The organism is Glutamicibacter sp. NPDC055354 (assembly GCF_053644955.1).
In genome coordinates this window covers 725,283-738,710 of sequence record NZ_JBSHMB010000001.1, presented here as the reverse complement: position 1 = coordinate 738,710, position 13,428 = coordinate 725,283, and the positions used below count along the sequence as shown (strand labels likewise).

Here is a 13,428-nt window from a genome sequence, read left to right as displayed (position 1 = left end):
TGGCTGCCAGTTGCCGAAGATTCACTTTCTGGCTAGGTGGTGCTGGAACTCTTGGGGAGTCATCCGCAACCAGCATGGGGGAGAATTACGTGCACCGCATATCCAAGAAGGCCCCGGGAGTCCTGGCCGCCGCCGTCATCGCCGCGAGCCTGTCGCCGCTAGCCGCCGCCGCGGACCCGCGTGAGTACTTCGAACGCGAGGCCACCTACCCGGTCTACCAGAACCACCCCGAGGGCGCCGCGGCCCAGACCGCCGCAGAAATCTCCACCGTATCGGCGGACGGCAACACGCTGATCTACTCCGATGCGCTCTCGCGCAGCGTCGGCTTCCTGGACATTTCCAACCCTGCCGCACCGAAGGGCCTGGGCCTGCTGGGCCTGCACCAGCTGGGCAGCGCCGAGGACGAGCCCACCAGCGTGGCCGCCTACGGCGACTACGTGTTCGTGGTGGTGAACACCTCGGCCAGCTACAGCGACCCCTCGGGACGGGTGGATGTGGTGCGGATTGCCGACCGCACGCTTGTGCACAGTTTTGCGCTGCCAGGCCAGCCCGATTCCATCGCGCTGTCTGCCGACGGTGCCTACGCGGGCATCGCCATCGAGAATGAACGCGACGAGGATGCCGGCGAAGGCGCGCTGCCGCAAGCCCCGGCCGGATCGATCGCCATCATGGACCTGCAAGGCGCGGACCCGGCCGGCTGGAAGCTGCGCGAAGTCCCGCTCACCTCCGGTTCCCGCACCGAACCGATTGCGCTGCCGCTGCTGGCCGCGGCCGGTCTCGACACCCCGCAAGACCCCGAGCCCGAGTACGTCACGATCAACGAGAAGAACCAGCTGGCGGCAACCCTCCAGGAAAACAACGGCGTGGTGCTGGTGGACCTGGCCTCGGGCGGGATTACCGGCGCCTTCAGCACCGGGACCGTGGATCTGGCGGGGATCGACACCGAAAAGGACGGCGTGCTCGATCCCAGCGGGGAGCTGAAGGGCGTGCCGCGCGAGCCCGATGCCATCGGCTGGATCCAGGACCGCTATCTGGCCACGGCCAATGAGGGCGACTGGAAGGGCGGCAGCCGCGGATTCACGATCTTCGATTCCGCCACCGGCGACGTGGTGTGGGATGCCGGCAATAGCTTCGAGCACCTCGCGCTATCCCAGGGCTTGTTCCCGGAGCAGCGCGCAGGGAAGAAGGGCGTTGAGCCCGAAGGGCTGGCCATCGCCGAATTCGGCGGCGTGGACTACGGATTCATCGCGGCCGAACGCGGGAACTTCGTGGCCGTGTACGACCTGTCCGAGCCATCCAGCCCGCGCTATCTGCAAAGCTTGCCGACTACCAACGGCCCGGAAGGGATCTTGCTGATCCCCGGGCGCAACCTGCTGGCCATCGCCTCGGAAACCGATGAGGGCCAGGTGCGCTCGGCGGTGTCCCTGTACTCCTTCGGTGCCGCCGCGCCGCAGTTCCCGCAGCTGTCCTCGGATGCCGCCGATCCGGTGCCTTTCGGTGCGCTCAGCGGCCTGTCGGCCAACCCGGCCGATGCTTCGCAGCTCTTCGCGGTCAGCGACAACGCGTACCAGCCGCGCATCTACACCCTGGAAACCGGGACCCCGGCCACCGTTGAATCCTCGATGGCGGTCACCTCGGCCAGCGTCGAACTGGATCTGGAAGGCATTGCCGCGCGCGCGGACGGCGGATTCTGGGCCGCCCATGAAGGGGAAACCGGGGCGGACAACCTGCTGGTGCTCATCGACGCGGCCGGTGCGGTGCAGGAAGAAATCGCGCTGCCTGCACTTTCAGGGCTGGGCAAGCACGGGCTGGAAGGCATCGCCGCGACCGGGTCCGGGAAGCAGGAAGAAGTGGTGTTCGCGGTGCAGCGCGAACTGCCCGGCGAGGACGTCGTCCGCCTGGGCAAATACCTCCCGTCCACCGGCGAGTTCAGCTGGTACGGCTACCAGCTGGACCCGGCAGCCGAAGGCGCATGGCATGGCCTGTCGGAAATCACCGCGCTGCCCGATGGCTCCTACGCGGTGATCGAGCGCGATAACCAGGTGGGGCCGGACGCCAAGCACAAGGCGGTCTACCAGTTCCGGCTTCCGCAGGCCCAGGCAGGAGAAGTGCCGCTGGTGCAGAAGAAGCTGGCGGCCGATGCGCTGCCGGTCCTGCAGGAAACCAGCGGCTGGACCCAGGAGAAGCTGGAGGGGCTGGCGGTAGCCGATGGCCAGGTCTACGTGGTGACCGATAACGATGCGGTGGATGAGGCCACCGGCGAGACCGTCTTCGCGAACCTCGGTGCGACGGATGAAGTGTTCGATCTGGCCGGCCAGGCACCCAGCGAGGAGCCCGGCGAAGAAGAGGGCAAGGACCAGGACGAAGAGCTAGCCGCGGAACCAACCCGGAACCCGTCGCCGCAGCCGAGCGGGGAATTCCCTGCACAGGTCCCGGAGCCGACCCGGGAAGCCGGCCAGTCCCAGGCGCCCCAGGCGCCGCAGGAGACGCGGCCAGCCCAGCCGGAAGCCGGCGAAGAGCTCGCAGCCACCGGTGCGAACAGCTTCTGGCTGATTCCGGTGGGTGCAGTGATCGCGCTGCTCGGCGCGGCGGCGGCCCTCAAGACCGCACGGGCCCGCGCGAAGTAGGCCGCACGGAAGGTACCGGGAAAACAGCGAAGGCGTGGCACCTATGCAGGTGCCACGCCTTCGGGATTGACAGCTAGTTCTTCTTCTGCGAAATCACGACCGCGGCCACGACGGCGATGATCAGCGAGATGACCAGGAACTTGCCGCCATTGCCGGACTTCTTGTCCTGGGCGGCGAGGTTCTTCTGCGCGGCCTGCACAGCGCTCTCCACCGAGGCGCGGGCACGCTTGGCGGCCTTGGAATTCCCGCCGACATTCTCGATCAGGTTGGCGCCGGCCTTGCTGATGGCTTCAGTGTTGACACCGGAGACGGCCTCGTTCCAGCCGCCACGGATTTCCTTCGGCAGCTCTTCCTTGGCAGCCTTGGCGAGTTTCGCCAGCGACTTTTCAACTTGCTTCAAGCTCTTGGCAGTCTTCGACATGTTGTTCCTCTCTGATGGACCTTGAGTCTGGTGGACCTTGAGGTCTCAGCTCCCAGCCTAGCCATCCGGGGGTGGGCACTCAAGGCCGCGCCGTTGCGCTGACTGCGAACTGGGAATTTACTGGGAGGCTGCGGGCGGGCGCAGCTTGCGAATGCGGGTCCGCAGCGCGCTGAGCAGGCACAGCAGCATCAGGATCGCCGCGATCGAAAGCACCGTGGCAAACCCGGGAGAGGTGGCGTGGCCGGTGTAGCGGTCCACGATGATCCAGCCGATCACCCACAGCGCGCCGGCGTTCAGGTAGATCCCCATGGGATTCTTGAAGCTCACCGCGCTGAGGAACAGCGCCAGGAGCAGCACCGACAGGGCGCAGGCGCCCTTGAACATCAGGGAGCTGGCGTCGGCCCCGGACAGGGCGGCGAAGGCGACGGTTTCGGCCAGCACGATCACCGAAAGCCACCCGGTGAACAGCCCGAAACTGGCGCGGGTAATCCACCGGTCCACTTGCTGCAGGGCAGGGGTCTTGCCGATCATCACCACGATGCGGATCAGCAATGCCAGCAGGAGCAGGCCGAACACCAGCGAAGTGCCGATGCGGTCGCGCTCCAAGAACGCCACCCACAGCGCATTGCACAGCACCGCGCCGAGCACCCAGGGGCGCAGCCGCCGATGGAACCCGGTGCGTTCTTGCGGCAGGCATTGCCAGATCGCGTAGAACGCCACTGCGGCCATCAGCCCGAACCAGGGCAGCTGCCCGATGCGCGGCACCGAGGTGACGGTGGCGTCCTGCCCCATCCACCCGCCGGCGAGTGTTTCCAGCCCGGCGGCGGAAAGCACTGCCCACGCCGCCCAGCCCAAGCCGAGCAGGATGATGGCGGCATAACCGCCGGTAACCAGCCTTCTTTTCACGATTCCGAAGGTACCACGCCGCCAAGGTTAAAACCGTTCGCCACGGTTAGAGTGGAGGCATGACAGATCTTTGGGTACGCCGTGCCATTTCCCTGCTCGACGCTGACGCGAACCGCAGCGCCGACACCCACCTGCATCGCTTCGAACTTCCCGCCCACTGGGGGATCGAGCTCTATTTGAAGGATGAGTCGGTGCACCCCACCGGTTCGCTCAAGCACCGGCTGGCACGCTCGCTGATCCTCTACGGGCTGGTCAACGGGAAGATCGGCGAAGGCACCACGCTGGTGGAGGCCTCCAGCGGATCCACGGCCGTTTCCGAAGCGTACTTCGCGCGGATGCTGGGGCTGGACTTCATCGCGGTGGTGCCCAAATCCACCAGCGGCGAGAAGATCGAGCTGATCGAGTTCTACGGCGGGCGCTGCCACCTGGTGGACGCGGCCGGCCAGGTCGATGAGGCGGCCCGCGCGCTGGCGGCCGAAACCGGCGGCTACTACCTGGACCAGTTCACCTATGCCGAGCGGGCGACGGATTGGCGCGGGAACAATAACATTGCCGAGTCGGTGTACGCGCAGATGGCCGCCGAAGCCCACCCGATACCCAGCTGGATCGTGGTCGGCGCCGGGACCGGCGGCACCAGCGCCACCTTCGGGCGCTATGCGCGCTACAAGCGGCACGAAACCAGGATCTGCGTGGGCGATCCGGAAGGCTCCTCCTTCTACGGGGGATGGCGCACCGGGGACATGGGCTACGCGACGGGGCAGGGATCGCGCATCGAGGGGATCGGCCGGCCCAGCGTGGAACCGAGCTTCGTGCCAGGGGTAATCGACCAGATGGTGCAGGTGCCCGATGCCGCCTCGCTGGCAGCCATGCATTTCCTGCGCGCCAAGACCCGCTACTTTGCCGGCGGCTCCACCGGGACCAACCTCTATGCGGCGTTCGGGATCATCGCCCAGATGCTCGAACGCGGCGAGCAGGGCTCGGTGGTGACGCTGATCTGCGACTCCGGCGAGCGCTACGCGAACACCTACTACAACGAGCAGTGGGTGGCCGAGCAGGGCCTGGACCTGGAGCCCTACGCCGCGCAGCTGGAGCGCTTCATCCAGACCGGGGCCTGGAGCTAGCTGCCACGCAGTGCGGGCATGAGCCCGGCCCGCTTCTTGCGCTGGTGCACCGAGAAGTAGCCCAGGCCCGCTTCGCCGGCCACGAAGCGCCGTTGGGAGCGGGCGGGCAGGTAGATGATGTCGCCGATGGCCAGCTCGATGGATCCGCTGGCGGTATGCAGCACCCCGGAGCCGGCGAAGACGTGCATCACCACGTCCAGCTCCGGGCCCTGATGCTCCCCGATCTCTCCGGACGGGGCCAGCGAGATCACGTTGGCGTCGAGGTCGCGTTGCCCGGGTTCCAGCTTCCAGATCGCTCCGTTGGTTTTTCCTGCGGCCAGCTCGGTGGTATTGGCCATGCGGCGCGGTTCGGGCATCGTCTCTCCTTGAAGTTCTCTGCTGAAGCTTCCAGCCTATCCAATGGCGGGCAGCGCCCCGGTCCACCCGGCGGTGCCGCGGTGCGTGCCGAACTGAGCCAGTTGGCCACGCGGCCGCTCATCCTGGCCATGGCACTGGGAGCGCTGGTCAACGGGGGCACCTTCGCGGCGTTCACCTTCATTGCGCCGGTTGCGGCTATCACCGCCGGCGTGGCCGAGGGATGGGTTTGGGCCGCGCTGGTCCTGTTCGGGCTCGGATCCTTCCTCGGCGTAACCAGCGCAGGGCGCCTATCGGATCGGCGACCGGGCCTGGTGCTCTTCTCCGGAGGACCGCTGCTGCTGGCCGGTTGGGTCGTGTTGGCTTGGACCGCGTCGCATCCCATGGCGCTGCTCTGCCTTGTCTTCATCCAGGTTTTCCTGATTCTCGGCGTCGGCAGCACCGTGATTGCGCGGGTGCTCTACGCGGCCTCGGCATTGTCGGCGGCCGCTCCCTTGGCCATGCTGCTGAGCCGGCGCATGCTGTTGGATACCACGGCTGGCTCCCATCGATGATCCGCCGCGGGGTGCACCGGTGCGGGGTAGCCGGCGTTGCCCCGTAATTTGCGCTCGTTGCGTGCGCCACCTGCCGGTGTGTTGGGAGGAACCTGCGGCAGCGTCAAAAACCCATGACACAAGGTGGCTGGCGCAGTAGGGTGAAGAATAGACCCACTGGAAAATTGTGTGCAGGAGGAATGTTTTGCCTACCGTAGCCGACCACCTGATTGAACAGCTCGATACCCAGGGAGTGCGCCGGATTTACGGCCTTCCGGGGGATTCCCTGAACGGCTTGACCGATTCATTGCGGGAGAACGGGCGGATCGAATGGGTCCACCACCGCCATGAGGAAGCCGCTGCCTTTGCCGCGGCGGCCGAAGCCGGAATCACCGGAGAGCTGACGGTATGCGTCGGCTCTTGCGGACCGGGGAACCTGCACCTGATCAACGGGCTGTACGACGCGAACCGCTCGCGCGTGCCGGTGCTGGCGATTGCAGCGCACATCCCTACCGAGGAGATCGGTTCCAACTACTTCCAGGAGACCCACCCGGTGGAAGTCTTCCGTGGCTGCTCGGTCTATGCCGAACAGGTTGCCGACCCCAAGCAGATGCCGCGCATGCTGCGCATTGCGATGCGCGAGGCCATCGAGAAGCGCGGCGTGGCAGTACTGGTGATTTCCGGCGATGTCGCGTTGGCGGAGATGGAACGCACGCCCACCCAGGAAATCACCAAGACCAACCCGCGGGTGCTGCCCAATGAAGACGAGCTGGAGCGTACCGCAGAGATCCTCGAAGGCTCGCGCAAGGTCACCATTCTGGCCGGTGCGGGCGTGGCAGGAGCTCATGACGAGGTGATCGCGCTGGCTGGCAAGCTCGGGGCGCCGATCGTGCATGCGATGCGAGGCAAGGAGCATATCGAGTACGAGAACCCCTTCGATGTGGGCATGACGGGCCTGCTGGGTTTCGCTTCGGGCGCCAAGGCGATTGCCGAATGCGACGTGCTCCTGATGCTGGGCACCGACTTCCCCTACCAGCAGTTCTACCCGCAGGACGCGACCATCATCCAGGTGGATATCCGCGGCGAGCAGATCGGCAAGCGCACCCGGGTGGACATCCCGCTGGTGGGCACCGTGAAGGACACCGCGGCGGCTCTGGATGCGCTGCTGCCGGTGCAGACCCACCGCAAGCACCTGGAGACAGCGGTGGAGCATTACCGCAAGACCCGTACGAAGCTCGACGAGCTCGCCACGCCCTCCAAGCCGGGTGCTGCAATCCATCCTCAGTATCTGGCCCGGCTGATCGACCAGCACGCAGATGAGGATGCGATTTTCACCGCCGATGTGGGATCCCCGGTGATTTGGGCGGCCCGCTACCTGACCATGACCGGCAAGCGACGGGTGCTCGGCTCCTTCAACCACGGTTCCATGGCCAACGCACTGTGCCATGCCCTGGGCGCCCAGGCAATTGACCGGCAGCGTCAGGTTATCGCCTTCGCCGGGGACGGCGGATTGGCCATGATGCTCGGTGAGCTGCTGACCGCCACGCAGAACAAGCTGCCGATCAAGATCGTGGTGTTCAACAACTCCTCGCTGAATTTCGTGGAACTGGAAATGAAGGCCGCCGGGTTCGTCACCTACGCCACCGATCTGCACAACCCCGACTTCGGGGCCGTGGCTACCGCCTCGGGGCTCAAGGGCTACCGGGTAGATGATTCGGCGCAGCTTGAAGCCACGGTGCAAGAATTCCTGGCCCATGACGGTCCTGCGCTGCTGGATGTAGTGACCGACCGCCAGGAGATGTCGATGCCACCGGAAATCAAGTTGGAACAAGCCAAGGGATTTGCCTTGTATGCCATACGCACCGTGCTCTCCGGGCGTGGCGACGAGCTGCTGAATCTGGCTAAAACCAATTGGCGGCAATTGTTCTAGCCCTTTTATGCCTATGCTTGTTGCTGGTGCCCTTGGCACCAGCAACACGTTTGTGACATCAAGAAAGTTGGCGCTTTGGCTTCGCAACCTGCCGCTACCCACGCGGCCACCATCGAGGATTTCACCCGCAACCTGACTGCTGTCAACCAGAAGATCGCCGCGGCGGCGCTGGCCGCCGGCCGCGACGCTGGCTCAGTTCGGCTGCTGCCGGTCACCAAAACCATCGATTTCGATCGCTTGGCATTGGCCATTGCTGCCGGTGTGGACACGCTGGGGGAGAACAAGGTCCAAGAGGCCCAAGGCAAGTACGAGCACTTCTGCGAGGATTTCCCGCACCTGCGTTATGCGATTATCGGTCCCTTGCAGACCAACAAGGCGAAGTTCGTGGCGAAGTTCGCTGATGAATTCCATGCCTTGGACTCGCTGAAACTGGCACAGACCCTGCAACGCCGTTTGGAGGCAGAGGATCGGACGCTTGAAGTCTTCATCCAGGTCAATACCTCCGGCGAGGAAAGCAAATCAGGCATCGAAGCTGCCGGGGCAGCGGACTTGCTTGGCGGCTTGGCGCCGCTGGATCGCTTGACGCCAGTGGGCTTGATGACCATGGCCGCAAATACCAAGGACGAAGCATCCATCCGTGGCAGCTTTGCGTTGCTGCGCGAAACTCGTGACCAATTGCAACAGGATGCTCCTGAAAGCTTCCAGCACCTGTCCATGGGCATGAGCGGCGACTACGAGCTGGCCATCGCCGAGGGGGCCACCGTCGTGCGTGTAGGCCAGGGAATCTTCGGTGCCCGCGCCTACCCGGCCTAAGACGCTTCTGCGTCGCCACTGAGCTTCGTTGCAAGGGCAGCTGGCAAATCGCCAGCTGCCCTTGCTGCGCGTTCTCCACAGCCGGCCGCGCGTCGGCCAAACTGTGGGTGCCAGGGGCGACACTACATGTAGTGGTGCACACCGTGTACCCCGAACTACATGGAGGGTGCAGAACACGCCGACGAACATCTCACAAGAAGAATTTTTAACCCACAGCGGACTTCTGCCAACCTGTGGACAAAGGTCTCGAGTCCGCGAGAAATCGCGGTTTAATCGGGGGTTAATATCCACAGTTCCTGTGGACGTTGCCGTGGATGAATGACATACTTGTAATACATCATGTTGTGGCCGCTTGACCCGCCAAACACAAGATGTAGTATTGAACCCGTCGGTGCGGCTCGCACCAGAAGCACCTCGAAACAGTGGTTTTGAGGCATCCGAGAGGATGGCTAGGACTTTTCCGAAAATCCGGGATCCTAGCCGAAACAAAGACTTTTTAAAGGGGATCAGGGACATGGCCATCACGGTTTACACGAAGCCTTCCTGCGTTCAGTGCAACGCTACGTACCGCGCGCTGGATAAGAAGGGTGTCGAGTACAACAAGGTAGACATCTCTCAGGATGCGGCAGCCTTGGAGCACGTTCGTGGCTTGGGCTACATGCAGGCACCAGTCGTAATCACCGATGACGATCACTGGTCGGGCTTCCGCCCAGACAAGATCGAGCTGCTGGCTCCAGCCAACTAATCAAGAATTCCATCCGCTAGCTTGTAGTGGAGGCGAAAAGCAATGTCACCTGCAGCGCTTGCCGATAGGCAAAATGCTGAGGCCCAGGAACCGCTGGAACTCACCGATTCGAAACTGATCTATTTTTCATCTGTTTCGGAGAACACCAAGCGTTTCGTGGACAAACTTGAGATGGATGCCGCACGGATTCCGGTCTATGCGACCGAACCGCAGCTGATCTCAACTGCACCATACGTGCTGCTCATACCCACTTATGGCGGAGAGCGTGGCAAGCGCTCGATCATGCCGCAGATCATGAAGTTCCTGCGGCATGAAGCGAACCGCGTGAATCTTCGCGGCGTGATCGGTGCAGGGAACACAAACTTTGGCGAGTACTACTGCATTGCGGCAAAACGCATTGCCGAGAAATGCAACGTACCCGTGCTTTACACATTCGAAATTATGGGAACCTCAGAAGACGTTCTCAACGTCAAAGAAGGGCTTGAAACCTTTTGGACACCAGCGTCGCAGAACCGGCAGCAACGATGAATAGCTCAAAGGAGCTCCCAGCCCAGTTCCAGGGCTTGAGCTACAACGACCTCAACGCCATGCTGAACCTTTACGGACCAGATGGAAAGATCCAGTTTGAGGTGGACCGCTACGCGGCTCGCCAGTACTTCTTGGACCACGTGAACAACAACACCGTGTTCTTCCATGACCTCGATGAGAAGCTTGAATATCTGGTCAAGCACGAGTACTACGAGCGTGAAACCCTCGATCAGTACTCGATGAACTTCATCCGGGATTTGTTCAAGCACGCCTTCGGCAAGAAGTTCCGTTTCGAAACCTTCTTGGGCGCCTTCAAGTTCTACACCTCGTACACGCTGAAGACCTTCGATGGCAAGCGCTACCTGGAACGCTACGAAGACCGCGTATGCATGGTTGCCCTGCACCTGGCACGTGGCGATGAAAAGCTGGCCATGCACCTGGTCGATGAAATCATTGAAGGCCGCTTCCAGCCTGCCACCCCAACCTTCCTGAACGCCGGCAAAGCACAGCGTGGCGAACTCGTCTCCTGCTTCCTGCTGCGCATCGAAGACAACATGGAATCGATTGCCCGCGCAGTCAACTCGTCGCTTCAGCTGTCCAAGCGCGGAGGTGGCGTTGCCCTGTCGCTGACCAACCTGCGTGAGCACGGTGCGCCGATCAAGCAGATCGAGAACCAGTCTTCCGGCGTCATCCCGGTGATGAAGCTTCTTGAAGATTCCTTCTCCTATGCAAACCAGCTCGGTGCACGCCAGGGCGCAGGTGCCGTTTACCTGAACGCACACCACCCGGATATCTACCGCTTCTTGGACACCAAGCGCGAAAACGCTGATGAGAAGATCCGTATCAAGACCCTGTCCTTGGGTGTTGTTATTCCGGATGTCACCTTCGAGCTGGCTCGCAAGAACGAAGACATGTACCTGTTCAGCCCGTACGACGTCGAGCGCGTCTATGGCGTACCGTTCAGCGAAATCTCCGTCACCGAGAAGTACTACGAGATGGTAGACGACGCTCGGATCAAGAAGACGAAGATCAGCGCCCGCGAGTTCTTCCAGACCCTGGCCGAGATCCAGTTCGAGTCCGGTTACCCGTACATCATGTTCGAAGACACCGTGAACAAGGCCAACCCGATTGCCGGCCGCATCACCATGTCGAACCTGTGCTCGGAAATCCTCCAGGTTTCCTCCGCTTCGGAGTTCTCTGACGATCTGAGCTACAAGACCGTCGGCAAGGACATCTCCTGCAACCTCGGTTCGATGAACATCGCCAAGGCCATGGACGGCAAGGATCTGGCTACCTCGGTAGACATCGCCATCCGTGCCCTGAGCGCAGTCTCGGACATGTCCTACATCGCCTCGGTTCCTTCGATTGCTGACGGCAACAGCAAGTCGCACGCCATCGGCCTGGGCCAGATGAACCTGCACGGCTTCCTGGCCCGCGAGCACATCTACTACGGCTCCGAAGAAGGCATCGACTTCACCAATATCTACTTCTACACGATCCTGTTCCATGCACTGACTGCATCGAACAAGATCGCCATGGAGCGCGGCGAGACCTTCGATAACTTCGAGAACTCGAAGTACGCCTCCGGTGAATTCTTCGACAAGTACACCGAGCAGGAATGGGCTCCAGCTACCGAGCGCGTCCGCGAGCTGTTCGACGGCATGCAGATTCCTACCCAGGAAGACTGGAAGGCGCTGAAGGCTTCTGTCATGGAGCACGGCATCTACAACCAGAACTTGCAGGCAGTTCCTCCCACCGGTTCGATCTCGTACATCAACAACTCGACTTCCTCGATCCACCCGGTCGCAGCGAAGATCGAGATCCGCAAGGAAGGTAAGATCGGCCGCGTTTACTACCCGGCTCCTTACATGAACAACGAGAACATCGACTTCTACGAAGACGCTTACGAAATCGGCTACGAGAAGATCATTGACACCTACGCTGCCGCAACCCAGCACGTAGACCAGGGCCTGTCGCTGACCTTGTTCTTCAAGGACACTGTCACCACCCGTGACATCAACAAGGCTCAGATCTACGCATGGCGCAAGGGCATCAAGAGCCTGTACTACATCCGCCTTCGCCAGCTTGCGCTGGAAGGCACCGAGGTTGAAGGCTGCGTTTCCTGCGCACTGTAAGACCTTGATCCATTGACCGGTTGGCCGGGCAATGGCATCACGCAACAGCTGCCGCATGGTTTCGTCCAACGGCAGCTGTTGCATATCAAAACGACCTCAGATCGTGTCAGCGATCTGACAATAACTTGGGGCCTTGCTGTACAGGTGGCGTTCGAAAGAACGGTAGAGTTGTAAGCAAAGTTCTTAATACGATTTAGCTTTTCGATGAGGGGCAATGACCGAGAAGATTCAGCTCACCAACAAGGTTGAGGCAATCAACTGGAACCGTATCCAGGACGACAAGGACGTAGAGGTCTGGAACCGTCTCGTCAATAACTTCTGGCTGCCGGAGAAGGTGCCGCTGTCCAACGACATCCAGTCGTGGGGAACCCTGACCGAAGACGAGAAGCTGCTGACCATGCGCGTCTTCACCGGTCTGACCCTGCTTGATACCTTGCAGGGCACCGTTGGCGCTGTTTCGCTGATTCCAGATGCGATCACCCCACACGAAGAAGCCGTGTACACCAACATTGCCTTCATGGAATCGGTACACGCAAAGAGCTACTCCTCGATCTTCTCGACCTTGGCATCGACCAAGGAAATCGACGAAGCCTTCCGCTGGTCCACTGAAAATGTGAACCTGCAGAAGAAGGCTCAGATCATTGAGAGCTACTACCACGGCGAAGATCCACTGAAGCGCAAGATTGCTTCGACCCTGCTCGAATCGTTCTTGTTCTACTCGGGCTTCTACCTGCCAATGCACTGGTCCTCGCATGCGAAGCTGACCAACACTGCAGACCTGATCCGCCTGATCATCCGCGACGAAGCTGTTCACGGTTACTACATCGGATACAAGTTCCAGAAGGGTCTGGAAAACGAGACCGAGGAGCGCAAGCAGGAGCTGAAGGACTACACCTTCGAGCTGATGTATGAACTGTACGAAAATGAAGTCCAGTACACCCACGATCTCTATGATCCGGTAGGCCTGTCCGAGGACGTCAAGAAGTTCTTGCACTACAACGCCAACAAGGCGCTGATGAACCTGGGCTATGAGGCAATGTTCCCGTCGACCGTGACCGATGTGTCGCCAGCGATTTTGGCTGCGTTGAGCCCGAACGCTGATGAGAACCACGACTTCTTCTCCGGTTCCGGTTCGTCGTACGTGATCGGCAAGGCAGTGAACACCGAAGACGAAGACTGGGATTTCTAATCTAGAAAATCTTCAGCCTAATTGGTGATGGCCAGCAGGCCTGGACTCATGCAGAGTCCGGGCCTGCTGGCATTTAAACAGTTCCGAACTTGACGTATCCGGCTGGGCTAACGGTACGTCAGCGGT

11 protein-coding genes and 1 pseudogene are annotated in these 13,428 nt (G+C 61.7%); 9 read left to right on the top strand and 3 right to left on the bottom strand.

Annotated elements, in window-relative coordinates; genetic code table 11:
• Positions 1-89 precede the first annotated feature (89 nt).
• Positions 90-2,627, top strand: coding sequence for an esterase-like activity of phytase family protein (locus ACWICV_RS03365; protein ID WP_454090742.1), 2,538 nt, complete (start codon positions 90-92; stop codon positions 2,625-2,627).
• 73 nt (positions 2,628-2,700) lie between these two features.
• Here the strand turns inward: ACWICV_RS03365 and ACWICV_RS03360 are convergent, their stop codons facing one another.
• Positions 2,701-3,048 carry a hypothetical protein gene (locus ACWICV_RS03360; RefSeq protein ID WP_105658525.1) on the bottom strand — a complete coding sequence of 116 codons (348 nt, stop codon included), beginning with the start codon at positions 3,046-3,048 and terminating at the stop codon, positions 2,701-2,703.
• A 117-nt stretch (positions 3,049-3,165) separates the two neighbouring features.
• Positions 3,166-3,954, bottom strand: coding sequence for a hypothetical protein (locus tag ACWICV_RS03355; protein ID WP_105661401.1), 789 nt, complete (start codon positions 3,952-3,954; stop codon positions 3,166-3,168).
• 59 nt (positions 3,955-4,013) lie between these two features.
• Between ACWICV_RS03355 and ACWICV_RS03350 the strand changes: the two genes are divergently transcribed.
• Positions 4,014-5,075 (top strand): PLP-dependent cysteine synthase family protein, encoded by a 1,062-nt coding sequence (locus tag ACWICV_RS03350; protein ID WP_332488758.1) that lies wholly within the window; start codon positions 4,014-4,016, stop codon positions 5,073-5,075.
• On the opposite strand, the gene ACWICV_RS03345 is transcribed toward ACWICV_RS03350, so the two are convergent.
• Entirely contained in the window at positions 5,072-5,431 is a 360-nt protein-coding gene (locus ACWICV_RS03345; protein ID WP_454090743.1) for a cupin domain-containing protein, read from the bottom strand. The genes ACWICV_RS03350 and ACWICV_RS03345 overlap by 4 nt on opposite strands.
• An 84-nt stretch (positions 5,432-5,515) precedes the next feature.
• On the opposite strand from ACWICV_RS03345, the pseudogene ACWICV_RS03340 reads away from it, so the two are divergent.
• From ACWICV_RS03340 to nrdF, 7 genes and pseudogenes are all read left to right on the top strand, one after another.
• A pseudogene (locus ACWICV_RS03340) lies at positions 5,516-5,902 on the top strand (Cmx/CmrA family chloramphenicol efflux MFS transporter); the annotation flags it as partial.
• 265 nt (positions 5,903-6,167) lie between these two features.
• Positions 6,168-7,892, top strand: coding sequence for a ubiquinone-dependent pyruvate dehydrogenase (gene poxB / locus ACWICV_RS03335; protein ID WP_454090744.1), 1,725 nt, complete (start codon positions 6,168-6,170; stop codon positions 7,890-7,892).
• A gap of 75 nt (positions 7,893-7,967) precedes the next feature.
• Positions 7,968-8,705, top strand: coding sequence for a YggS family pyridoxal phosphate-dependent enzyme (locus tag ACWICV_RS03330; protein WP_454090745.1), 738 nt, complete (start codon positions 7,968-7,970; stop codon positions 8,703-8,705).
• Positions 8,706-9,219: 514 nt separating this feature from the next.
• Positions 9,220-9,450, top strand: a complete 231-nt coding sequence (gene nrdH, locus ACWICV_RS03325; protein ID WP_013349130.1) for a glutaredoxin-like protein NrdH — start codon at positions 9,220-9,222, stop codon at positions 9,448-9,450.
• A 42-nt stretch (positions 9,451-9,492) separates the two neighbouring features.
• The gene (nrdI, locus tag ACWICV_RS03320; RefSeq protein ID WP_105658531.1) at positions 9,493-9,978 is read left to right on the top strand and encodes a class Ib ribonucleoside-diphosphate reductase assembly flavoprotein NrdI; all 486 of its coding nucleotides are present in this window, start codon (positions 9,493-9,495) and stop codon (positions 9,976-9,978) included.
• Positions 9,975-12,113, top strand: coding sequence for a class 1b ribonucleoside-diphosphate reductase subunit alpha (gene nrdE / locus ACWICV_RS03315; protein ID WP_105658532.1), 2,139 nt, complete (start codon positions 9,975-9,977; stop codon positions 12,111-12,113). The genes nrdI and nrdE overlap by 4 nt, the downstream gene beginning before the upstream one ends.
• A 214-nt stretch (positions 12,114-12,327) precedes the next feature.
• Positions 12,328-13,302, top strand: coding sequence for a class 1b ribonucleoside-diphosphate reductase subunit beta (gene nrdF / locus ACWICV_RS03310; protein WP_105658533.1), 975 nt, complete (start codon positions 12,328-12,330; stop codon positions 13,300-13,302).
• Positions 13,303-13,428 lie beyond the last annotated feature (126 nt).